Annotated in this window: 16 protein-coding genes, 4 tRNA genes and 1 other RNA gene; 9 read left to right on the top strand and 12 right to left on the bottom strand. The window is 74.4% G+C overall.

Annotated features, from left to right (window positions below):
* Nucleotides 1–79: 79 nt before the first annotated feature.
* From AB0F03_RS11815 to AB0F03_RS11805, 3 genes are all read right to left on the bottom strand, one after another.
* Nucleotides 80–376 (bottom strand): type II toxin-antitoxin system VapB family antitoxin, encoded by a 297-nt coding sequence (locus AB0F03_RS11815; protein ID WP_003986294.1) that lies wholly within the window; start codon nucleotides 374–376, stop codon nucleotides 80–82.
* Between the two features lie 423 nt (nucleotides 377–799).
* Complete coding sequence (locus AB0F03_RS11810; protein ID WP_361989291.1) at nucleotides 800–1,372, bottom strand: HhH-GPD-type base excision DNA repair protein; 573 nt, start codon at nucleotides 1,370–1,372, stop codon at nucleotides 800–802.
* A 24-nt stretch (nucleotides 1,373–1,396) separates the two neighbouring features.
* The gene (locus AB0F03_RS11805; RefSeq protein ID WP_361989289.1) at nucleotides 1,397–2,119 is read right to left on the bottom strand and encodes a siderophore-interacting protein; all 723 of its coding nucleotides are present in this window, start codon (nucleotides 2,117–2,119) and stop codon (nucleotides 1,397–1,399) included.
* A 76-nt stretch (nucleotides 2,120–2,195) separates the two neighbouring features.
* Here AB0F03_RS11805 and AB0F03_RS11800 point away from each other — a divergent pair, with 76 nt between their 5' ends.
* From AB0F03_RS11800 to AB0F03_RS11790, 3 genes are all read left to right on the top strand, one after another.
* Nucleotides 2,196–4,439: a penicillin acylase family protein gene (locus tag AB0F03_RS11800; RefSeq protein ID WP_361989286.1), complete on the top strand. Its 2,244-nt coding sequence runs from the start codon at nucleotides 2,196–2,198 to the stop codon at nucleotides 4,437–4,439.
* Nucleotides 4,432–5,019, top strand: a complete 588-nt coding sequence (locus AB0F03_RS11795; protein ID WP_361989283.1) for a GNAT family N-acetyltransferase — start codon at nucleotides 4,432–4,434, stop codon at nucleotides 5,017–5,019. Before AB0F03_RS11800 ends, AB0F03_RS11795 begins: the two co-directional genes overlap by 8 nt.
* 197 nt (nucleotides 5,020–5,216) lie before the next feature.
* Nucleotides 5,217–6,965 (top strand): copper resistance protein CopC, encoded by a 1,749-nt coding sequence (locus AB0F03_RS11790; protein ID WP_361989975.1) that lies wholly within the window; start codon nucleotides 5,217–5,219, stop codon nucleotides 6,963–6,965.
* 681 nt (nucleotides 6,966–7,646) lie between these two features.
* Here the strand turns inward: AB0F03_RS11790 and AB0F03_RS11785 are convergent.
* Both AB0F03_RS11785 and AB0F03_RS11780 read right to left on the bottom strand, forming a co-directional pair.
* Nucleotides 7,647–7,868: a hypothetical protein gene (locus AB0F03_RS11785; protein WP_121788003.1), complete on the bottom strand. Its 222-nt coding sequence runs from the start codon at nucleotides 7,866–7,868 to the stop codon at nucleotides 7,647–7,649.
* Nucleotides 7,869–8,245: 377 nt separating this feature from the next.
* Nucleotides 8,246–8,333, bottom strand: a tRNA-Ser gene (locus AB0F03_RS11780).
* 96 nt (nucleotides 8,334–8,429) lie between these two features.
* Here AB0F03_RS11780 and ffs point away from each other — a divergent pair.
* The 6 genes from ffs to AB0F03_RS11750 all read left to right on the top strand — a co-directional run bounded on the left by ffs (nucleotide 8,430) and on the right by AB0F03_RS11750 (nucleotide 17,161).
* Nucleotides 8,430–8,528: signal recognition particle sRNA small type (gene ffs, locus AB0F03_RS11775), an RNA gene on the top strand.
* 54 nt (nucleotides 8,529–8,582) lie between these two features.
* Nucleotides 8,583–10,871 (top strand): DNA polymerase III subunit gamma and tau, encoded by a 2,289-nt coding sequence (locus tag AB0F03_RS11770; protein WP_361989280.1) that lies wholly within the window; start codon nucleotides 8,583–8,585, stop codon nucleotides 10,869–10,871.
* A gap of 201 nt (nucleotides 10,872–11,072) precedes the next feature.
* Nucleotides 11,073–12,353: a phosphoribosylamine--glycine ligase gene (gene purD / locus AB0F03_RS11765; RefSeq protein WP_361989277.1), complete on the top strand. Its 1,281-nt coding sequence runs from the start codon at nucleotides 11,073–11,075 to the stop codon at nucleotides 12,351–12,353.
* A 341-nt stretch (nucleotides 12,354–12,694) separates the two neighbouring features.
* Nucleotides 12,695–14,455: a hypothetical protein gene (locus tag AB0F03_RS11760; protein WP_361989274.1), complete on the top strand. Its 1,761-nt coding sequence runs from the start codon at nucleotides 12,695–12,697 to the stop codon at nucleotides 14,453–14,455.
* A 237-nt stretch (nucleotides 14,456–14,692) separates the two neighbouring features.
* Nucleotides 14,693–16,192 carry a N,N-dimethylformamidase beta subunit family domain-containing protein gene (locus tag AB0F03_RS11755; RefSeq protein WP_356819290.1) on the top strand — a complete coding sequence of 500 codons (1,500 nt, stop codon included), beginning with the start codon at nucleotides 14,693–14,695 and terminating at the stop codon, nucleotides 16,190–16,192.
* Nucleotides 16,193–16,261: 69 nt separating this feature from the next.
* Nucleotides 16,262–17,161, top strand: a complete 900-nt coding sequence (locus AB0F03_RS11750) for a phosphoribosylaminoimidazolesuccinocarboxamide synthase (protein ID WP_361989271.1) — start codon at nucleotides 16,262–16,264, stop codon at nucleotides 17,159–17,161.
* Nucleotides 17,162–17,205: 44 nt separating this feature from the next.
* Here the strand turns inward: AB0F03_RS11750 and AB0F03_RS11745 are convergent.
* The 7 genes from AB0F03_RS11745 to AB0F03_RS11715 form a co-directional block, all read right to left on the bottom strand.
* Nucleotides 17,206–17,278, bottom strand: a tRNA-Gly gene (locus AB0F03_RS11745).
* A gap of 23 nt (nucleotides 17,279–17,301) precedes the next feature.
* Entirely contained in the window at nucleotides 17,302–17,916 is a 615-nt protein-coding gene (locus AB0F03_RS11740) for a response regulator transcription factor (RefSeq protein WP_361989268.1), read from the bottom strand.
* Nucleotides 17,913–19,160 (bottom strand): histidine kinase, encoded by a 1,248-nt coding sequence (locus tag AB0F03_RS11735; RefSeq protein WP_361989265.1) that lies wholly within the window; start codon nucleotides 19,158–19,160, stop codon nucleotides 17,913–17,915. Before AB0F03_RS11735 ends, AB0F03_RS11740 begins: the two co-directional genes overlap by 4 nt.
* Nucleotides 19,161–19,175: 15 nt before the next feature.
* A complete protein-coding gene (locus AB0F03_RS11730; protein WP_361989972.1) occupies nucleotides 19,176–19,919 on the bottom strand; it encodes an ABC transporter permease in 744 nt (247 codons plus the stop codon).
* Between the two features lie 77 nt (nucleotides 19,920–19,996).
* Nucleotides 19,997–20,932, bottom strand: a complete 936-nt coding sequence (locus AB0F03_RS11725) for an ABC transporter ATP-binding protein (protein ID WP_361989262.1) — start codon at nucleotides 20,930–20,932, stop codon at nucleotides 19,997–19,999.
* Nucleotides 20,933–21,102: 170 nt separating this feature from the next.
* Nucleotides 21,103–21,175 (bottom strand) — tRNA-Gly (locus tag AB0F03_RS11720).
* A gap of 79 nt (nucleotides 21,176–21,254) precedes the next feature.
* Nucleotides 21,255–21,326, bottom strand: a tRNA-Gly gene (locus tag AB0F03_RS11715).
* Between the last annotated feature and the right edge of the window lie 54 nt (nucleotides 21,327–21,380).

The following is a 21,380-nucleotide window of genomic DNA, read 5'->3' as shown; positions in this document are numbered from 1 at the left end:
CCGGGCGGCGATGCCTATCAGATGATCAGCTGATGCCGTCCGGGAAACCCGAAAGGGCCAACGGCCGTGTCGCCCGGGGTCAGCCCAGTTCGAGCACGCGAGCGTGCAGCACCTGGCGCTGCTGGAGGGCGGCGCGGACCGCGCGGTGCAGGCCGTCCTCCAGATACAGGTCGCCCTGCCACTTCACGACGTGCGCGAAGAGGTCGCCGTAGAACGTCGAGTCCTCCGCCAGCAGGGTCTCCAGATCGAGCTGCTGCTTGGTGGTGACGAGCTGATCGAGGCGGACCGGGCGCGGCGCGACGTCCGCCCACTGCCGGGTGCTTTCCCGGCCGTGGTCGGGGTACGGCCGGCCGTTTCCGATGCGCTTGAAGATCACACGGAAAGCCTACCGGTCAAGACGTTCCGGGCGCAGCCATGGTGGCCGAGTGCAACGCTTGAAAAGATGGAACAAATCAGGCGAACGGGCTAGTACGGGAACGGGGGCGGGGGCTGAGTGGCAGTGACACCGCGCCGTCCGCGGGCCCGCAGGAGCTCACCGGACTGCTCGCCGGGGCCTGCGGGATCGTTTCCCCGGGGGGCGCCGACGGGCGACGCGCGGACGTTGTGCACAGGCTGTGGACCGTGCGCCGAAGTGCGAGGGGGCCGACGGCGTGTCCCGCTGTTCGGCACGGCACGGCACGGTGGTGGACCGGGGGCCGGGGGTCGCAGCTGCCGGGCTGCCGCGGGTGCGTCAAGGGTCGGCCGCGCAGTTTCCCGCGCCCCTGGGGGAGTTGCGGCACACGTGGGTCTGATCGGTCTCCTACTTCTTCTTCGCCTTCATTTCCTGCTTGTACGCGCGGACCCTGGCCAGTGAGTCCGGGCCGGTGATGTCGGCGACGGAGCGGAAGGAGTCCGGTTCGCCGTAGGGGCCGGCGGCCTCGCGCCAGCCCTCGGGGGTGACCCCGAGCTGCTTGCCGAGCAGGGCCAGGAAGATCTGGGCCTTCTGCTTCCCGAACCCCGGCAGGTCCTCCAGCCGCCGCCGCAGCTCGGCCCCGCTGCCGGCGTCCCGCCAGACCGCCTCGGCGTCCCCGTCGTAGTGCTCGACGAGGTACTGGCACAGCTGCTGCACCCGCTTGGCCATCGAGCCCGGATAACGGTGCACCGCGGGCTTCTCGGCGAGCACCGCGGCGAACGCCTCCGGATCGGCCGCCGCGATCTCGTGCGCGTCCAATTCCTCGGTGCCGAGCCGGTCCGCGATGGTCCGGGGTCCCTTGAACGCCCACTCCATCGGGATCTGCTGATCGAGCAGCATCCCGGTCAGCGCGGCGAGCGGGGAGCGCCCGAGCAGCGCGTCGGCCGCGGGCTCCTGGGCGAGGTGCAGGGTGACGTCCATGGGTCGATGATCCCGCGCGGCCTCTCAGTCCGCGCGCCAGTACCCCAGCGCGTGCACCCGCTGCTTCGGCACGCCCAGTTCCCCGCGGACGTAGCCCGCGAGCGCCCGGGTCGTCGCCGTGTCGCAGGCGATCCATACATACGGGTCGGGGCTGCCGGCGAGGACGGCGGGCAGTTCGGCGCGGACCCGTGCCACGAGGTGGGCGCCCGCGTCCCGGCGCGGCACCGGCCGTATCTCGTGCGGGCCGCGTCCGGCCGGGCCGGGCAGGCCCGCCGGATCGCCCTCGAACCAGACGGTCGCCGGGGCGGATGCCAGCGCGCCGAGCAGGGAGTTGACGGCGGGCAGGGAGGCCGGGTCGCCGATCGCGACGAGGTGCGAGGGCGCGGGGTCCGGGTGCCGGAACCCGGTGCCCTGCACGGTGGCCTCCATGGTGTCGCCGGGCCGTGCGGCCCGTGCCCAGTCGGAGGCCCGGCCCGCGTGCAGGGCGAACTCCAGGCCGAAGGTGCCGGCGGCCGGGTCGGGGTCGACCAGCGTGTAGGCGCGTTGGTGCGGCCGGCCGGCGTCGGCGAACCACAGCCGTACCCACATCGTGGGGTGGACGCCGGCCGCGGCGAGGAGCCCGCCGTCGCTCAGCCGGAGCCGCCGGTAGTGCGGGGTGACGTCCTCGGCCTCGAGGACCGTGCAGCGGAAGTCCTTGCCGCCGAGCAGCCTGAGCACCGTGCCTTCCCAACTCCGCCCCTGCCCCATGACCCCTCCGCCCCTCGCGTACGATTCCCCCGTTGAAAGTTAGGTCAGGCTAACCTAAAAAGAGGGAGGGTTCCGGGTGGCCACCGAGATCTACCGCGACGCCTGGGGCATCCCCCACCTGCGCGCCTCCGGCGTCCACGAACTCGCCCATGCCCAGGGCAGGGTCACCGCCCACGACCGGGCCTGGCAGTTGGAGGTCGAACGGCACCGCGCGCAGGGCACCTCCGCCGCCTTCCTCGGCGCCCCGGCCGTCTCCTGGGACGTCCTCGCCCGTCGCGCCCGGCTGGACGACACCGCCCGCCGCTGCTTCACCGCCCTGGAACGCCGGGACCCCGAGACGGCCGACTGGGTCAGGGCGTACGTCGACGGCGTCAACGCGGGCCTGCCCGCGGGCGCCCGCCGCGCCCCCGAGTTCACCCGCACCGGCCTGGCGCCCGGCCGCTGGCGGCCCTGGACCCCGCTCGGCGTCTGGCTCGCCACCCACCTCCTATTCGCCGGCTTCCCCGCCAAGCTCTGGCGCGAGCACGCAATACGGCACCTCGGCCCCGACGCCGTCCGCCTGTTCGCCACCGACGGCCCCGGCACCGCCGGCAGCAACGGCTGGCTCCTCACCGGCGAGCGCACCGCCACCGGCCACGCCCTCATCGCCGGCGACCCGCACCGTTTCATCGAGGACCCCGGCGTCTACCAGCAGATCCGCCTCTCCTGCCCCGAGTTCGACGTCGTCGGCCTCGCCGTCCCCGGCGTCCCCGGCATCGCCCACTTCGGCCACACCAGCACCGTCGCCTGGGCCATCACCAACGCCATGGCCGATTACCAGGACCTCTACCGCGAACGCCTGCGCCGCACGGGCACCGGCGTCGAGGCCCTCTCCCCGGACGGCACCTGGCACCGCGTCGCACGCCACACCGAGACCGTCGAGATCGCCGGCGGGCCCCCGCTCGTAGTGGAGATCGTCGAGACCGACCGGGGCCCGGTCATCGTGGGCGGCCCGGACGGCACACCGGAGGGGGCACAGGAGCCCGAGCCCGAGACCGCCGACGGCAGGGTGGTGCCGCCGGGGCCGCTCACCCCCGGCGACGAGAGCCGCACGACGGGTCCGGAGTGCCGTACGGCCGGTCCGAAGCGCCGTACGGCCGGTCCGGGCGGGAGCGTCGGTCCCACCGGGGGCTTCGCCGAGGCACTCGCCCTCCGCTGTCCGCCCCGGGTCACGGAGGACCTCGGCTTCGGCGCCCTCCTCCCCCTCCTCCGCTCCCGCACCGTCTCCGACGTCGACAGGGCCCTGGACGCCTGGGCCGAACCGGTCAACGTCGTCCACGCCGCCGACACCGGGGGAGGCACCCTGCACCGCGTCGCCGGCCGCGTCCCCCTGCGCGCCGAGGCCAACCGCGTCCACCCGGTCCCCGCCTGGAAACCCGGCCACGCATGGCGGGGCACGCACGAGACGCCGTACGCCGCCCCGGACGACGGCATCGCCGTGATGGCGAACGAACGCGGGCTCGCCGCCCCCCTCGGTGTCGAGTTCGCCGCACCGCACCGCGCCGCCCGCATCCGCGCCCTCCTCCGGGCGCGCCGCACCTGGACCGCCGACGACATGGCCGCGATCCACACGGACACCCACCTCGCCTCCGCCGGCCCGCTCCTGGACCACGTCGCCGCCCTCACCGGCCTCACCCCCGCCGCGGCCGGCCTGCGCGACCGCCTCCTCGCCTGGGACCGCCGCATGGAGGGGGACAGCACCGAGGCGGCGGTGTACGCGGCGGTGCGCGGCGCGGTCGTCCGCCACCTCGCCGCGCACCCCGTCCTCGCCCCGCTCGCCGAGCCCCCCGCCTACCCGGACGTCCTGCTCCCGTGGCTGGCCCTGGTCCCCCGCGTCGGCTACGCCCTGGAACACCTGCTGCGGGCCGGGAGCCTGTACGGCATCGACCGCGCCGCGGCCGTCCGCGCGGCCCTGGAGGAGGTCGCCGCCACACCCCCCACCGGGCCCTGGTCCGCCACCCACCGGCTGGCCCCCTGGAGGGCACTGCCGGCGGACCCGCCCTCCGGCCCCGACACCCCCGGCCTCGCCGGTGACCACGACTGCGTGCTCTGCACCTCGTCCGTCCCCGGTCTCACCGACCGTTCCGCCCGCGGCCCGGCCGCCCGCTACGTCTGGGACCTCGCCGACCGCGACAACAGCCGCTGGGTGGTCCCCTTCGGCGCCGACGGCGTCCCCGGCGCCGCCCACCACCGTGACCAGCTCCCCCTGTGGCTCGGGGGAGACCTCGCCCCGGTCGTCACCGACTGGACCCTGCTCACCCCCGAGGAGACCGATGACTGACCTGCACATCCAGCACATCGACGGTTACGGCACCGTCCGCGTCCGCCCGCTGGACCCGGACGGCGACGCGGGCCTGGTCCACGCCTGGGTGAGCGAGGAACGCGCCGCGTTCTGGGGCATGAACGGCCTGTCCGAGGCCCAGGTCGCCGAGATCTACGGCCACCTGGCCACCCTCGACACCCACCACGCCTACCTCGTCACCAAGGACGGCCGGCCGGCCGCGCTCCTCCAGACGTACGAACCGGCCGCCGACCGCGTGGGCGAGTGCTACGACGTCCGCCCCGGCGACCTCGGCGTGCACCTCCTCCTCGCCCCCGCCGGCCCCGAAGGCCCGCACCCCGGCTGGACGTCCGCCCTGCTGACGGCGGTGACGACGTTCGCGCTCCAGGCCCTGGACCGGCAGCGGATCGTGGTCGACCCGGACGTCCGCAACACCAAGGCGCTCGCCCGCTTCGCACGCCAGGGTTTCCGCCGCGGCCCCGCGGTCGTCCTCCCCGAGATCGACCTCCCCGACGTCCACCTGCCGGAGAAGCACGCCCAACTCGCGTTCCTCGACCGGGCGGTGGCCCTCCCCGGGTGACGAGGGCCCGAACAGCGCCCCCGACGGCGCCCCGGCCCGGTGAGCAGACGGGCGTTCCTTCCCGTACCCCTACCGAGGCACCGGCACGGGTGCAATGGTCGTGGGGACGGAGGCTGACGACGGTGCTGCGCGACGGACACCGACGACCGGAACGGCGGCACACCCGGGTCGTCACAAGGCGCCCCCTCCCGGCGCTCCTGCTGCTCCCGGCGCTCCTGCTCGGCCTGGTGCTGGGCACGGCCGCCCCCGCCTCCGCGCACGCCGTCCTACGCGCCTCGGACCCCGCCGACGGAACCGTCCTGCGTACGGCCCCCCGCCACGTGACCCTCACCTTCACCGAGCCGGTCGGCCTGCTGACCGACTCCTTCCGTGTGTACGACCCCCGCAACCACCGGCTCCGCACCGGCCCCGCCGACCACGCCCCCGGCGGCTCCGGCACGGCTCGCGTGTCCCTGCCCGCCCGGCTGGCCACCGGCACGTACACGGTCGCCTGGCGGGTGGTGTCGGCCGACAGCCACCCGGTGTCCGGCGCCCTCACCTTCTCGGTCGGCAAGCGCACGGCGGCCCCGGTGACCCCGCCCCCGGAGCGCACGGAGAACGGGGCGACCACCGCCCTGCACACCATCGCCCGCTACCTCGCCTACCTCTCCCTCGCACTGCTCCTGGGTACGGCCGCGTTCGTCGCGTACTGCCGCCCGCCGCAGACGGCCCACCTGCGCACCCCCGCCCTGGCCGCCGTGGTCACGCTCGTCCTGTCCACCGCCGCGCTGTACCTCCTGCGCGCCCCCTACGAGGAGGCGGCCTCCCCGGCGACCGCCCTCAGGCTCTCCGCCCTCACCCACACGGCGACGACCCGCCCGGGGCAGCTCCTCCTGGCCCGGCTGGCGCTGCTGCTGCCGGCCGGGGTCGCTCTGGTCCTGCCGGGAACCCGCCGGGTACGGCTGCCGCGCGGTGCCGGTCTCGCGGCAGCCGCGGTCCTCGCCGTCGCCCTGTCCCTGACCTGGTCGGCGTCCGACCACGCCTCGGCGGGCATCCAGGTCCCGGCGGCGATCGTCTCCGCCACCCTGCACCTGCTGGCCATGGCGGCCTGGCTCGGCGGCCTGGCCGCGCTCCTGTGGACGTTCCGGCACACCCCGGCGCCGGCCGGCCTGCCGGCCGCGGTCCCGGCCCGCTTCTCCCGCCTGGCCGCCGTCTCGGTGACGGTCCTGGCCCTGACCGGCGTCTACCAGTCCTGGCGGGGCCTCGGCTCCTGGCAGGCGCTGACGGACACGACGTACGGCCGTACCCTCCTGGCCAAGCTCGCCGCGGTCGCCGCGCTCCTCCTGGCAGCGGCCTGCTCCCGCACCTGGACCGCCCGCCTGACCCGGGCCGCCACCCCCGCCCGCGCGCGCGTCCCCGAACCGGCCACGGGCCCCCCGCTCCCCCCGGAACCCCCGGAGCCTGCCCCCGCCGTCCCTCTCCACCTGCTGCGGCGTTCGGTGCTGGTGGAGGCGACGGCCGCCCTGCTGGTCCTGGCCCTGACCACACTTCTGACCAGTACCGTTCCCGGCCGCGCGGCGACCGGGTCCGCGCAGGAGGGCGCCCCGGTGACGGCCGGCATCGCCACGGCATCCGTCACCACGATCCCCTTCGACACCGGCGCCCCCGGGGGCCGGGGCACGGTCCAGATCACCCTGGACCCCGGCCGCGTCGGCACCGGCTCCGTCCAGGCGGTGGTCTACGGCGCCGACGGCGGCCTCTCCACCGTCCCCGGACTCCGCCTCACCCTCACGCTCCCGTCCCGGCACCTGGGCCCCCTGGACACGCGCGTCACCGACCGCGGCGGCTACTGGTCCGCCCCCTCCTTCACCCTGCCCCTGCCCGGCACGTGGACGATGAAGGCGACGGTCCGCGTCTCGGACCTCGACCAGGTGACGGTGACGGCACCGCTACGGGTGACGCGCTAGCCGCGCCGTCACGGCAGGGCAGCGAGCGGCCCCCTGGGGGCCGACGGGCGCACGCAGGAGTGCCAGGGCGTCAATGGAGGCCGATCGGGCCAATGGGGGCCTGGACCGCGGCCGGAATTCACGCGGTCGTGCAGGAGGACGAGCCGGAACGGGGTGGGCGCGGGACTTCGTCGCCCTCGAGCCGGGCCGGCACCGGGAAGATCGACGGGGAGCGCCGCTCCCCGAGCAACCTGGTCAGCACGGCGGGGCTGTGCACCGCATCCGGTGGGCGCGGCACCACGCGGTGGACGGTCATGGAGCGCGGCACGCCGTCCGACGTCGCGGAAGAAGCAGATCGGAGCCGCCGGGCAGGAGGAGGCGGACGGCCGCCTGTGGAGGCGGGCCGCTCCGGGCCGACGGCCGCGCGACGCGCTCGGGGAGGCTAGGCCGCCGCGCGGCGCGACGCGCGCATGTCGGGGGCGCTGTCAGGGCCCTGGTCCTCGGCGTCCTCGGTCCAGAGCGTCTCGTCCTCCCCGAAGTCCGGGGCCTGGAAGGGGTTCGTCGCCGGACGCGGCGAGCCCGCGGTGGAACTGCGGGGCTGGCCCTCCGGAGCGGAGAACAGCGACGTCGGTTCGATGAGAGGTCTCTCTTTCGTTACGGGCCCCTGTCGGGGCCCGGCGTGCCGTGACCGCGCACAGCGGTCTACAGCTTGGTCATCTTGGCGTACGGGCTCAGGATCCGCATCTGCGCCGAGCCGAAATCGACGAGGACCGCGATTCCTTCCTCGACGCCGATCACGCGGCCGAGGCCGTACATGTCGTGTGTGACCTGGTCGCCCACGGCGAAATGCTTGGGAGCCGGTGCGGCCGGGGCCTTGAAGGGGCTGGTCGGCAAGTGACGCTTGGGTGCAGCAGGCTTTGTCATTGTCCCCAGTATGCGCCCAAGTGCCTCCGGTCCGCTGCGGCCGTACACATCCGTTATCAAGGCGGTGGTCCGGCCGGCACCGGCCGCGCGGGGGCGGAATCCGGGCCGTCCCGCCCGTGACCTGCGTCTTCCACAGCCGGGCGGCAGCCGGACCAGGTGACCGCGACAGACCTCGGCTCGTTCCGACATCGGGCTCCGGTCGTTCCGGCATCCGGCCCGGGTCGTTCCGACACCCGGCCCGGGTTGCACCGGCGTCCGGCCCCGGGTCGCACCGGCGTCCCGCGTCGGATCGTTCCTGTTCCCTCGGCCGGACGGGCGACGCCGAAGGGCCCCACCGCGAACGGTGGGGCCCTTCGACATCGTGCCCGGTGAGGCACTGGCGGAGGATACGAGATTCGAACTCGTGAGGGGTTGCCCCCAACACGCTTTCCAAGCGTGCGCCCTAGGCCTCTAGGCGAATCCTCCGCCGCAAACATTACATGACCGTGGGGGGTGCTCACGAACCCGTTCCCGCAGGCCCGCATCGGGTACTGACCGCGGGCCCGCATCGGGTACTGTGGGCGCAGCCCCTCACGCGGCGCTATCTGACTGAACTCCCCCAGGGCCGGAAGGCAGCAAGGGTAGGTCGGCTCTGGCGGGTGCGTGGGGGGCGCTTGCGTTCCCGGGGTCCGCGGGCGGAGCCCGTTGTCGGTGGGCGCCATTAACCTCGTATGCGTGTCGTCTCTCGCGCTGTACCGCCGCTACCGACCGGAGACCTTTGCCGAGGTCATCGGGCAGGAGCATGTCACCGACCCGTTGCAGCAGGCGCTGCGGAACAACCGGGTCAATCACGCGTATCTGTTCAGCGGTCCGCGGGGATGTGGCAAGACGACCAGCGCGCGGATCCTCGCCCGCTGCCTGAACTGTGAGCAGGGTCCCACTCCCACCCCGTGCGGCACCTGCCAGTCCTGCCAGGACCTGGCCCGCAACGGACCGGGTTCGATCGACGTCATCGAGATTGACGCCGCGTCCCACGGAGGCGTGGACGACGCCCGTGACCTGCGCGAGAAGGCTTTCTTCGGCCCCGCCGGCAGCCGGTACAAGATCTACATCATCGACGAGGCCCACATGGTCACGTCGGCCGGCTTCAACGCGCTGCTGAAGGTCGTCGAGGAGCCGCCCGAGCATCTGAAGTTCATCTTCGCGACCACCGAGCCCGAGAAGGTCATCGGCACGATCCGGTCGCGTACGCACCACTACCCCTTCCGGCTCGTCCCCCCGGGCACCCTGCGGGAGTACCTCGCCGAGGTGTGCCGGCGAGAGGACATCCCGGTCGCGGACGGCGTGCTGCCGCTCGTCGTGCGGGCCGGCGCCGGTTCCGTGCGTGACTCCATGTCCGTCATGGACCAGCTGCTCGCCGGCGCCGGGACGGAGGGTGTGACATACGCCATGGCCACGTCCCTCCTCGGTTACACGGACAGCTCCCTGCTCGACTCCGTGGTCGAGGCCTTCGCCACGGGCGACGGGGCCGCCGCCTTCGAGGTCGTCGACCACGTCATCGAGGGGGGCAACGATCCGCGGCGGTTCGTCGCCGACCTGCTGGAGCGGTTGCGGGACCTGGTGATCCTCGCCGCGGTGCCGGACGCCCTGGAGAAGGGGCTCATCGACGCCCCGGCCGACGTCCTGGAGCGGATGCAGGCCCAGGCCGGCACCTTCGGCGCCGCCGAGCTGAGCCGTGCCGCCGACCTCGTCAACGAGGGCCTCACCGAGATGCGCGGCGCCACCTCGCCCCGCCTCCAGCTGGAACTGATCTGCGCCCGCGTGCTCCTGCCCGCCGCCTACGGCGACCAGCGGTCGCTGATGGCCCGGCTCGACCGCATCGAGCGCGGCGTCCAGTTCTCCGCCGGTGCCGGCGCGCCCGCCATGGGCTACGCCCCGGGCCCGGAAGCCCACGGCGCGGCCCTCGCGGGCGCGAGCGCCGGCGCGGCGTCCGTGCCGCCCGGCGGCGGCCCCGCGGCGGTCCGCGCGGCCGTACGGGGGGGCGGACCGGGTGCTCCGGCGGATCCGGTCGCCGCGGACGCGCCTCCGGTCACCGCCGCACCTGCGGCCCCTGCTCCTGCGCCGGCCCCGGTTCCCACCCCGGCCCCCACGCCCACTCCCGCTCCGGCCGCCGTGTCCGCACCCGCCGCCCAGGCCCCGGCGCCACCGCCGGCAGCCCCGGCCGCCCCGGCCCCCGGTGCCTGGCCCACCGCCGCCACCGCCGGCGGTGGCAGGCGTCCCGGTGGCTGGCCGACGGCCGCCGCTCCCGCGGAGGGCGGGCCGGGCCAGGGTCCCGGCCCGACGGCCCCCGCCCAGCCGCAGCCCCAGCCGAGCCAGGCCGCCCCCGCACCGGCGGTCCCGGCGCCCGCCCCTGCCGGCGGCCCCGACCCGCGCTCGCTGTGGCCGAACATCCTGGAGGCCGTGAAGAACCGCCGCCGCTTCACCTGGATCCTGCTCAGCCAGAACGCCCAGGTCACCGGTTTCGACGGCACCACGCTCCAGCTCGGCTTCGTCAACGCCGGTGCCCGTGACAACTTCTCCGGCAGTGGCAGCGAGGACGTACTGCGGCAGGCGCTGACCGAGCAGTTCAACGTGCACTGGAAGATCGAGGCGGTCGTCGACCCGTCCGGTGGCGGCTCCGCCCCCGCAGCCCCGGGCGGCCCGTCCGGGTACGGCGGCGGCTACGGCGGCGCTCCCACGGCCGGCCACGGCGGCGCCCCCGGCGGTGGCTACGGCGCCCCGGCCGCCGCCCCCCGCCCCCCGGCGTCCCAGTCGGCTCCCCAGGCCCCCGCCTCGCACAGCGCGTCCGCCGCGCCCGCCCCTGCTCCCCGGCCGATGGCCGCTCCCGAACCACGGCCCGTCGCTCCCGAGGACGACACCGCCGAGGACGACGACCCGGACCTGGACGAGTCGGCACTCTCCGGCCACGAACTGATCGTGCGCGAACTGGGAGCGACGGTGGTGGAGGAGATCGCCAACGAGTGACAAGCCGCAGCCGCTTCACAGCCGAGCCGCGGTTCGGCCGAGCCGCGGTACGGCCGGAGGGCGCTCCCGGGTGACGGGTCGCTCCGGGTGGTGCGTGTCCCGTCGGGTGCACAGCGCCCTGGTGGCGGGCCGCCGCGTTCGGAGGAACGTACGACAAACCCGCCCCCCTGGGTTCGGCGACCTTGCCATTAGGCTGGGCGCGTGAAGGTCCTCGTCATCGGAACCGGCGCCCGCGAACACGCCCTGTGCCACTCCCTGTCCCTCGATCCCCACGTCACCGCGCTGCACTGCGCCCCCGGCAACGCCGGCATCGCCGAGGTCGCCGAGCTGCACCAGGTCGACGCGCTCGACGGTGCCGCGGTGGCCGGGCTGGCGACCCGTCTCGGGGCCGACCTGGTCGTCGTCGGCCCGGAGGCCCCGCTGGTCGCCGGGGTGGCGGACGCCGTCCGCGCCGCGGGCATCCCCGTGTTCGGCCCCTCCGGGGAGGCCGCGCGGATCGAGGGCTCCAAGGCCTTCGCCAAGGACGTCATGGCGCGGGCCGGGGTGCCGACCGCCCGGTCCTACGTCTGCACCACCGCCGAGGAGGCCGCCGTCGCGCTCGACGCGTTCGGCGCCCCCTACGTCGTCAAGGACGACGGCCTCGCCGCCGGCAAGGGCGTCGTCGTCACCTCCGACCCGGAGGCCGCCAAGGCGCACGCCGCCGCGTGCATGGGGGCACCTCCCGCGAAGCGGGGGAGCGTGGTGATCGAGGAGTTCCTCGACGGCCCCGAGGTCTCCCTGTTCGCCGTCACCGACGGGCGGACGGTCGTACCGCTCCAGCCCGCCCAGGACTTCAAGCGTGCGCTGGACGGCGACGAGGGCCCGAACACCGGCGGCATGGGTGCCTACTCGCCGCTGCCGTGGGCCGACCCGAAGCTGGTCGACGAGGTGCTGGAGACGGTCCTCCAGCCGACGGTCGACGAGATGCGCCGCCGGGGCACGCCGTTCTCGGGGCTGCTCTACGCCGGTCTCGCGATCACCTCGCGCGGGATCCGGGTCATCGAGTTCAACGCCCGTTTCGGCGACCCCGAGACCCAGGTCGTGCTGGCCCGGCTGAAGACCCCGCTGGCCGGTGTCCTGATGGCCGCCGCCACCGGCGCCCTCGCCGACCTGCCGCCCCTGCGGTGGAGCGAGGACGCGGCCGTCACGGTCGTCGTCGCCTCGCACAACTACCCGGGCACCCCGCGTACCGGCGACCCGATCACCGGTCTGGACGAGGTGGCCGCCGACGACGCCCCGCACGCGTACGTGCTGCACGCCGGCACCCGGCGGGACGGCGACGCGATCGTCAGCGCGGGCGGCCGGGTGCTGTCCGTGACGGCCACCGGAACGGACCTGTCGGAGGCGCGCGAGCGGGCGTACCGGGCGGTGGGCAGGATCCGGCTCGAGGGCTCGCAGTACCGCACGGACATCGCGAAGAAGGTGGCGCAGCCGGAGGGCTGACCCGCGGCGAAGGCGGCGTGGCCGGCGGGCCGACCCGCGGCTGCGGCCCTGCTCGGCCCAGGCGTGCCCGCCTGACCGACCTGCTCTTTCTCCCTCAGGCCCCGGATCGCGATCCGGGGCCTGATCTTTGCTGTCTGTCACCCAGCTCTGACCAAAGCCATTCCATCGAGTGAGCGATCGCCCATACGGCTGACTGGGGCGTGGGCCCCAACTAGGGTGCCGCGCAGGCGTTCCGGCACTTGGCCCCACCGGCATTGCGATGTCAGTGGCGGGTGCCACAGTGGGGGAGTGAGCAAGACCAGAACGGCACACGTCGGACAGCGAGGGGGCGAGGTCGGCACGTGACCGGAATCGGTGTGGAGGCGGGCGCGCAGGCCGCGCGGTCCCGGGCGCTCGCGGTGCTGCGGGTGCGGGGCCGGGCGCTGGCCGTGGCCCTGCTGCCCGCGGGCGCTGCGGTGATCCTGCTGGCCGGCGCCTCCACCGGCCGTCTCGTCGGCCCGGCGTGGGACGCCGCCCGCTGGACGGTGGGCGTGCTCGCCGTGCTGGTGCTGCTGGCCGCGGCCGGTGTCGGTCTGGTCGTCGCCCGGGCCCGCCCCGCCGTGAGCCCCACGGTGCCGATCGCGGAGAAGACCGCCCCGGACCTGTACCGGATGGTGCGCGACCTCGCCGACCGCCTGGACGTGCCGGTCCCGTCCGCCATAGCGCTCACCCCGGACTGCGACAGCTGGCTGGAGGACCGCACCCACGCGGCCCACGGCCCGCCCCCGGACCCCGCGCCCGACAGGCCGGCGCCCGGCGGGCCGGGGGCCCCGGCCCGCCGCCGGAACCCGGTCGCGCCGGTCCTCGTCATAGGTTCCCCCTTTCTGTGGTGGATGCGCGTCGGCGAGCTGCGCGCGGTCCTCGCCCCGGTCATCGCGGGTACGGGCCCCTCGGCGCACCCGGACATAGCCGCCGCCCGCCGCTTCGTGCGCGGGCTGGACGCGGCCGTGGCCGTCGCCTCGACACCGGGGCGCTGTCCGCCGGTGCGCGGGCTGTGCGCGGCCCTCGGCTGGGTGGCCCGGCTGCTGCTGCGCGGCTGCCGGGAGCACGCCACGCTGATGGAGCGCGGGGTCGCGGCGGCGGCGGCCGAGCGCGCCAAGACGGTGGACTACGGCCTGCGGATCGTCGCCCAGGAGCAGGTGGGACTCGCCTACGCCGGCTGGGACCGGCTGCTGACCAGGGTGGCGCTGCCCGCCTGGCGCATGGGCCGCTGGCCCGCCCGGCTGGACGCGGGCGTGGTGGCGGCGCTGACCGAGCTGTCCCGCCGTGACCGCCTCGCCGAGGGCTTCGCCTCCCGGCTCGGCGAGCGGCCCGCCTGTGACCTGCTGGAGGAGCCCGGCGCCGTGGACGAGGCCGCCTCGCTGCTCGCCGCCCGCCTCTTCCACGGCGGCCCGGCCGAGACCGGCCCGGACTGGGCCCCGGTGGACTGGCAGGCGTATCCGGAGGAGGTCGTGGACCGCGCCTGGCGCGCTCACGCGGCCCGCCTGCACCGTGTCCTGGACGCCCTGGGCGTGCGCCCCTCCCCGGACCCCGCGGCCCCCGATCCCGGCGGCGCCACCCTGGCCCGCGTCCTGGACCACCTCACGGAACCGGCGGGCCGGGCCGCGGCTCCCGCCACCGGCACCCACGCTCTCCACGGCGACGAAGAGGATCCCGATCCCACCACCGAGCGCAGTGCGGTTCTCGCCGCCGGGCTGAGTGCCGAGGTGGCCCGCGAGGAGGGTGCCGTGACGGGAGGCGCCGGCGCGGCCCGGCGCAGCGCGGAGAGCGACCTGTGGGACGAGGGCGGTCTGCCGCTCTTCCCGCTGCAACCGCCGCGCACCGCCCGCGAGCTGCTCACCGACCATGTCACCGCGATGGTGTGCTGCGCGGCCGTCGACACCGCCGGCGCGGCCCCGGCCCTGGACTGGCTGGACGGCCCGTCCCTGCTGCTGGGCGGTGAGCGGACCGCCGATCTGACGCCCAGGGTGCTGAGTCTGATCGAGGAGGGCGACCCGGGCCCGCTGCGCGACTGGCTGGCCGCGTCCGGGATACGCGCCGAGAAGCCCGTACGGCTCGTCTGACCCCGCCGCACCGCCCGTACCGGCCGCCGTAACGGAAAGGCGACTTCCACTTCAGGTCAATTCGCAACGACTAGTGACCGAGCCCGTGCGTTATGTGATGTGCTGGGACCGACCACGCCGTTGGCAAAAGCTCGCGACATACGACACGGCGACGTACGACACCGCATACGGCAGCACGGCCGGGCACGGTCCGGTGTGCACTGACAGGACACGGGGGCACCAGGGAGGGGAGCGACCATGGCCTCGGACCACATCCGCCGCTGGGAGTCCGGAGCACTCGCGCACGCCGTCACGGACCCCTTCGGTCAGGGCCCGGTGCCCTGGCTGCGCGGCAGTGAAACGTACTTCGACGACACGGGTCACGTCGTCCCCTGGTACGTCGACCCCAGCCCGCAGCAGCACACCGGCAGGTCAGGCGCGCGTGTTCCCGCGCCGAGGTCGGCCGGTGCCGGGCCCCGTTCGGCCGACGACGTGCACCGCCAGATCAAGGGCTTCACCGCCACCGGCGCGGTCGCACCGGGCGAGGCGATCGACTTCCACGTCACGGTCGACCCGCCGCAGGAGTTCAGCGTCGACATCTACCGCATCGGCCACTACGGCGGCGACGGCGCTTCCAAGATCACCACGAGCCCCCGGCTCTCCGGCATCGTCCAGCCCCCGCCGCTGACCGCCGACCGCACGGTCTCCTGCCACCACTGGTGGCTGTCCTGGCGTCTCCAGGTGCCCTCCTACTGGAACATCGGCGCCTATGTGGCTGTCCTCACCACCGTCGACGGCTACCGCTCCCACGTGCCGTTCACGGTGCGCGACGACCACCCCGCCGACCTGCTCCTGCTGCTGCCGGACATCACCTGGCAGGCGTACAACCTCTATCCGGAGGACGGCCACACCGGCGCCAGCCTCTACCACGCCTGGGACGAGCACGGCCGTCTCCTCGGCGAGGCCGACGCGGCCACCACCGTCTCCTTCGACCGTCCGTACGCGGGCGCGGGTCTGCCCCTGCACGTCGGCCACGCCTACGACTTCATCCGCTGGGCCGAGCGCTACGGCTACGACCTCGCCTACGCCGACGCCCGTGACCTGCACGCCGGCCGCGTCGATCCCACCCGCTACCGGGGCCTGGTCTTCCCGGGCCACGACGAGTACTGGTCGGTGCCGATGCGCCGCGCCGTCGAGGACGCCCGCGACCGCGGCACCTCACTGGTGTTCCTCTCCGCCAACACCATGTACTGGCAGGTGGAGCTGGGACCGTCCCCGTCCGGCGTCCCGGACCGGCTGCTGACCTGCCGCAAACGCAAGGGCCCCGGCCGGCCGGTGCTGTGGCGGGAGGTCGACCGGCCCGAGCAGCAGCTGGCCGGCATCCAGTACGCGGGCCGCGTCCCCGAGCCGCACCCGCTGATCGTCCGCAACGCCGGCCACTGGCTGTGGGAGGCGACCGGCGCCCACGAGGGCGACCCGATCGAGGGTCTGGTCGCCGGCGAGGCGGACCGTTACTTCCCGCGCACCCCGCTGCCGGAGCACGACGAACGGATCCTGCTCGCGCACTCCCCCTACACGGACAACGACGGCGTCCTGCGCCACCAGGAGACCTCCCTCTACCGCGCCCCCTCCGGCGCCTGGGTGTTCGCCTCCGGCACCTTCGCCTGGTCCCCGGCCCTGGACCGCCCCGAGCACCTGGACCCCCGGGTCCAGCGCGCCACGGCGAACCTGCTGGACCGTATCTGCAAGCGCGACTGACCCCCGGGCGCGGCCGATCACTTCATACGGGAGAATCGAGGCGATTGGACAGACCCACGGGGAGGAACCGTGTCCGGATTCGTAGAAAAGCCCGAGCCGATCGAGGTTCCGGGCCTGGTGCACCTGCACACCGGAAAGGTGCGCGAGCTGTACCGCAACGAGGCGGGCGACCTCGTGATGGTCGCCAGTGACCGTGTGTCCGCCTTCGACTGGGTGCTGCCCACCCAGATCCCCGACAAGGGCCGCGTCCTGACCCGGCTCTCCCTGTGGTGGTTCGACCAGCTGCGCGACCTGGCCGACCACCACGTCATCAGCACGGACGTCCCCGAGGGCGCCCCCGCCGACTGGGAGGGCCGCACCCTGGTCTGCAAGTCGCTGCGGATGGTCCCGGTGGAGTGCGTGGCGCGCGGCTACCTCACCGGCTCCGGCCTGCTGGAGTACCAGGAGTCCCGCACGGTCTGCGGGCTCGCCCTCCCCGAAGGACTGGTGGACGGCTCGGAACTCCCCGCCGCGATCTTCACCCCGGCCGCCAAGGCCGAGGTCGGCGAGCACGACGAGAACGTCTCCTACGAGGAGGTGGCCCGCGAGGTCGGCGCGGACACCGCCGCCCAGCTGCGCCAGGCCACGCTCGCCGTGTACGCGCGCGCCCGGGACATCGCCCGGGACCGGGGCATCATCCTGGCGGACACCAAGTTCGAGTTCGGCTTCGACGGTGACAGGCTCGTCCTCGCCGACGAGATCCTCACCCCGGACTCGTCCCGCTTCTGGCCGGCCGACCAGTGGCAGCCGGGCCGGGCGCAGCCGTCGTACGACAAGCAGTTCGTGCGTGACTGGCTGACCTCGCCGGAGTCCGGCTGGGACCGCAAGAGCGAGCAGCCCCCGCCGCCGCTGCCGGAGAAGGTCGTGGCGGCGACGCGCCAGAAGTACGTGGAGGCGTACGAGCGGCTGACGGGCACCAGCTGGTCGTAGGGGAACGAAGAAGCCCCCCGGTGGAAACCGGGGGGCTGATGCGGAGCGGACGACGAGGCTCGAACTCGCGACCTCAACCTTGGCAAGGTTGCGCTCTACCAACTGAGCTACGTCCGCGTGGCGCCGTGGCGCGAGAGCAACTATACCCAACCGCGCTCGCGGGCGAGACGCACCGCCGTGTGCCGGTTCTCGGCGCCGAGCTTCGTGACGGCCGAGGACAGGTAGTTGCGCACGGTCCCCGGTGACAGCGCGGCCCGCTCGGCGATCTCCGTGACGGGCGCGCCGTCGGCGGCCAGCTCCAGCACCTCGGCCTCCCGCGCGGTCAGCGGCGAGTCTCCCGCGGAGATCGCGTCAGCGGCCAACTCCGGATCCACGTAACGGTTTCCCGCGTGCACGGTCCGGATGATCTCGGCGAGGCGCTGGGCGCTGACGGTCTTCGGGACGAACCCGCGCACACCGGCCGCGAGCGCCCGTTTCAGATGCCCGGGCCGCCCGTGCCCGGTGACGATCAGCACCCGGCAGCCGGGCAGCTCCGTGCGCAGGGATGTGGCGACCTTCACACCGTCGGCGCCCGGCATCTGAAGGTCGAGCACGGCCACGTCGGGGGTGTGCGCCCGGGCCATGGCCAGTGCCTCGGGGCCGGTGGCCGCCTCGGCGACGACCAGCAGATCGTCCTCCAGCGAGAGCAGCGCGGTCAGCGCCCCCCGGATCAGATGCTCGTCGTCCGCGAGCAGCAGCCGTACCGGAGCGTTCATGAGGTGACTCCTCCCACCTGGGTCAGGGGCACGTCCGCGACCAGCCGGAACCGGTCGCGTCCGGTCCCGACCACGCCCGCCCGAAGGGTTCCGTCGACGGCGGCCAGCCGCTCCCGCAGCCCGGCGAGCCCCGTGCCGCCACCGCCGCCCGGCCCGTCCGGGACCCCGTCGTTCTCCACCGTCAGCACCACATGTCCCTCCCGCACGGTCAGTCCCACGTCGCACCGGCCCGCGTCCCCGTGCCGCAGCACGTTGGTGGTCGCCTCGCGCACGACCCAGCCGAGCGCGGACTGCACCTCGGCGGGCAGTCCGGGGACCTCCGCACGCACCGCGCAGTCGATCCCGGCCGCTGCCAGCACCCCCTGCGCCCCGGCGAGTTCGGCACCGAGGTCGGCCTCGCGGTAGCCCCGTACGACGGCCCGTACCTCCCGCTGGGACTCCTGCGCGACGCGCTGCACCTCGATCATCTGCTCCACGGCCTCCGGCCTTCCCCGGCGGGCGAGTTGGACGGCCAGTTCGCTCTTGAGGGAGATCACGGACAGGTTCCGGCCCAGCACGTCGTGCAGGTCCCGCCCGAACCGCAGCCGTTCCTCGGCGACCGCGAGCCGGGCCTCGGCCTCGCGGGCCCGTTCCGCCTCCCAGAGCACGGCCAGTGTCCAGGCGCCGGCACGGTAGGCGAACAGCGCGAACACCGCCTGGAAGGCTGCCATCAGGGCGGTCACGAGGAGCCCGACCCCGTCGCGGTCGGTGAGCCAGACGGCACCCGACACCAGCATCGCGAGCACCGCCGACCGGCCCAGGAACACCCGTACGGGGACGGTGAGTCCGTAGAGCAGCCCGAACGGCAGCAGGACGGCGGTGACCGCCCACCGGACGGTCACCGGGTCCGCCGCGCCCAGCGCGGAGAGGGTGAGAACCAGCGCCAGGGCCGCCCCGAGCAGGACGGCCGGGACGCGGTGCGCGCCGGCCGGCAGCCGGGCGCGGCCCAGGTAGTGGTCGAGCGCGGGCCGGGTCAGCCGGCTGGAGGCCGCGCACTGGAGGGCCGACACGAGGACGAGCAGGGCGCCGAGGGCGACCGCGACGGGCCGGTGGCCGAGCCCGGCGACCAGGGGCAGCAGCAGCCAGCCGAGGGAGAACACCCAGACCGACACGTACCAGGAGACGACGGTGTACAGCTCGACCCGTTCGGCCTTGCTGCGCTCCCGCCACTGCCGCTGCTGCCAGCGCCGTACCCGCCCCGTCATGCGCGCCCCCGCTCCTCAGCGCCGTGGCTCCCACCGGAACCACCGCCGTACAGCAAACACCGCCACGAGCGTCCAGGCCAGGGCGGTCGCGAGGGCGCCCAGGATCTCGTAGGCGCCCGACTGCCCGGTCCAGCCCGCCCGGACCAGCCGTATCGCCGGGGACAGCGGAAGCAGTGCGCAGACGGAGGCCAGTCTGTCCGGCATGACCTCGGCGGGGAACATGATCTCCGAGCCGATCATCGTCACCAGCACCAGGGGCAGCGAGGTGATCTGGCCGCTCTCCACGGACCGGGTGAAGGTGGCGGTCAGCGCGGCGAGCGCGGCGCTCAGCACCAGCCCGGTCGCGAGCCCCAGCAGACTCAGGTACGGCGCCCTGGGGGCCCCGGTGTGCAGCAGTACCGCGCCCCCGGCACACAGCAGCAGCGCCTGGGCGAGCCCCACGGCCATGGCGGGCAGGGCGGTGCCGGTGAGGATCTCGGCGTCGGTCGGTTCGCCGGTGCGCAGCCGTTTGAGGACGAGCTCCTCGCGGCGGGCGACGAAGACGTTGACCAGCGCGGTGTAGACGGTGAAGAGCAGGGAGAAGCCGACGGCGGCCGTGAGCAGGGCCGCGCCGGCGCTCACGCCGTGCTTCTCCAGGTCCAGCTGGTCCAGGGCCGGCCGCACGCTGAACGGCAGCGCGAGCGGCACCACGAGCGCGGTGAACAGGACGCCGCGGTTGCGGCCGAGCAGGACCAGCTCGGCCAGGGCGAGCGCCCGCAGCCGCCGGGTCGCGGGGGCCGGGGCACCGGGGGCGGCACGGTGCGCGCGACCGGCTCCGGCGCCGGGGAACACGCCGTTCACGCCGCCACCTCGTCCCGCGCGATCCCGAGGAACGCCTCCTCCAGGGAGGCCGAGCGCAGGTCGAGGCCGCGCAGTTCGACACCGGTCCGCTCGGCCCAGGTGAGGACGGCGGTGGCGGTCCGCTGGAGTTCGCGGGTGCGCAGCCGCACGACTCGGCCGTCGTTCTCGTGTCCGCAGACGCCGAGTGCGGCGAGGGGCGGCAGGTCGCCGGGGAAGTAACCGGCGGGCAGTTCGAAGGACATCCGGGACGGCCGGCCGGCGGTGACCTCGGCCGGGGTGCCGCAGGCGGCGATGCGCCCCTCGTGCAGGATGGCGAGCCGGTCGGCGAGATCCTCGGCCTCCTCCAGGTAGTGCGTGGTGAGCAGCACGGTCGTGCCCGCGTCCCGCAGCTCCCGCACCAGCGCCCAGGTGTCCCGGCGCCCCTCCGCGTCGAGCCCGGTCGTCGGCTCGTCGAGGAAGAGGACCTCGGGATCGCCGAGCAGGGCGAGTGCCAGGTCGAGGCGCCGGCGTTCCCCGCCGGACAGCTGCTTGACCCGCACCCGCCGCTTGTCCGCCAGCCCGACGCGCGCGAGGACCTCGTGCTCCGGCCGGGCCCCGCTGGTGCAGCCCGCCCACATCCGGGCGGTCTCGGCGACGGTCAGCTCGGCGGGGAAGCCGCCCTCCTGGAGCATCACGCCGGTGCGGGGGCGCACGGCGGCCCGTTCGCGGTGGGGGTCGTGGCCGAGGACCCGGACCCGGCCGGCGGCGGGTGCCGCGAGCCCTTCCAGCAGTTCGACCGTGGAGGTCTTCCCGGCACCGTTGGTGCCCAGCAGGGCGAAGATCTCCCCGCGCCGCACGGAGAAGGTGATGCCGCGTACGGCCTCGAACCCGCCTCCGTAGACACGCCTGAGGCCGGTGGCCTCGATCACGTGCTCGTGTCCGTCGATGTCCATGGAGCAAGCGTCCCGGCGGCGCGGCCCGGCGGGCAGTGCGCGGTGTCATCAGCCGGCATGACACATGTCAGTGCGGGCCCCGGACACGGTGAAGACGGACAACGAGGACGGGCAACGAGGAGACGGACAACGAGAAGACCCCGGTCCACTGGACCGGGGTCTTCTTCCTGAGCGGACGACGAGGCTCGAACTCGCGACCTCAACCTTGGCAAGGTTGCGCTCTACCAACTGAGCTACGTCCGCACTGCCCCCGACCGGCTCCCACCGATCGGTGCGGCACCAGCCTACCTGATCCACCAGGGTGGTCATGTCGGCGGTGCAGAGCGGGTGACAGGAATTGCACACTGCGCCTTCCCCCTGGAAGGGGGATGTTCTACTACTGAACTACACCCGCGTGTCCTCGGGATCCGGCCTTCCGGCCTCGCCCCTCGGCGTGTCCCAGACATTA

The organism is Streptomyces sp. NPDC028722 (assembly GCF_040637655.1).
Classification (GTDB): domain Bacteria; phylum Actinomycetota; class Actinomycetes; order Streptomycetales; family Streptomycetaceae; genus Streptomyces.
Note: the sequence above shows the minus strand (reverse complement) of the source record. Positions and strands in the feature narration are given on the sequence as shown.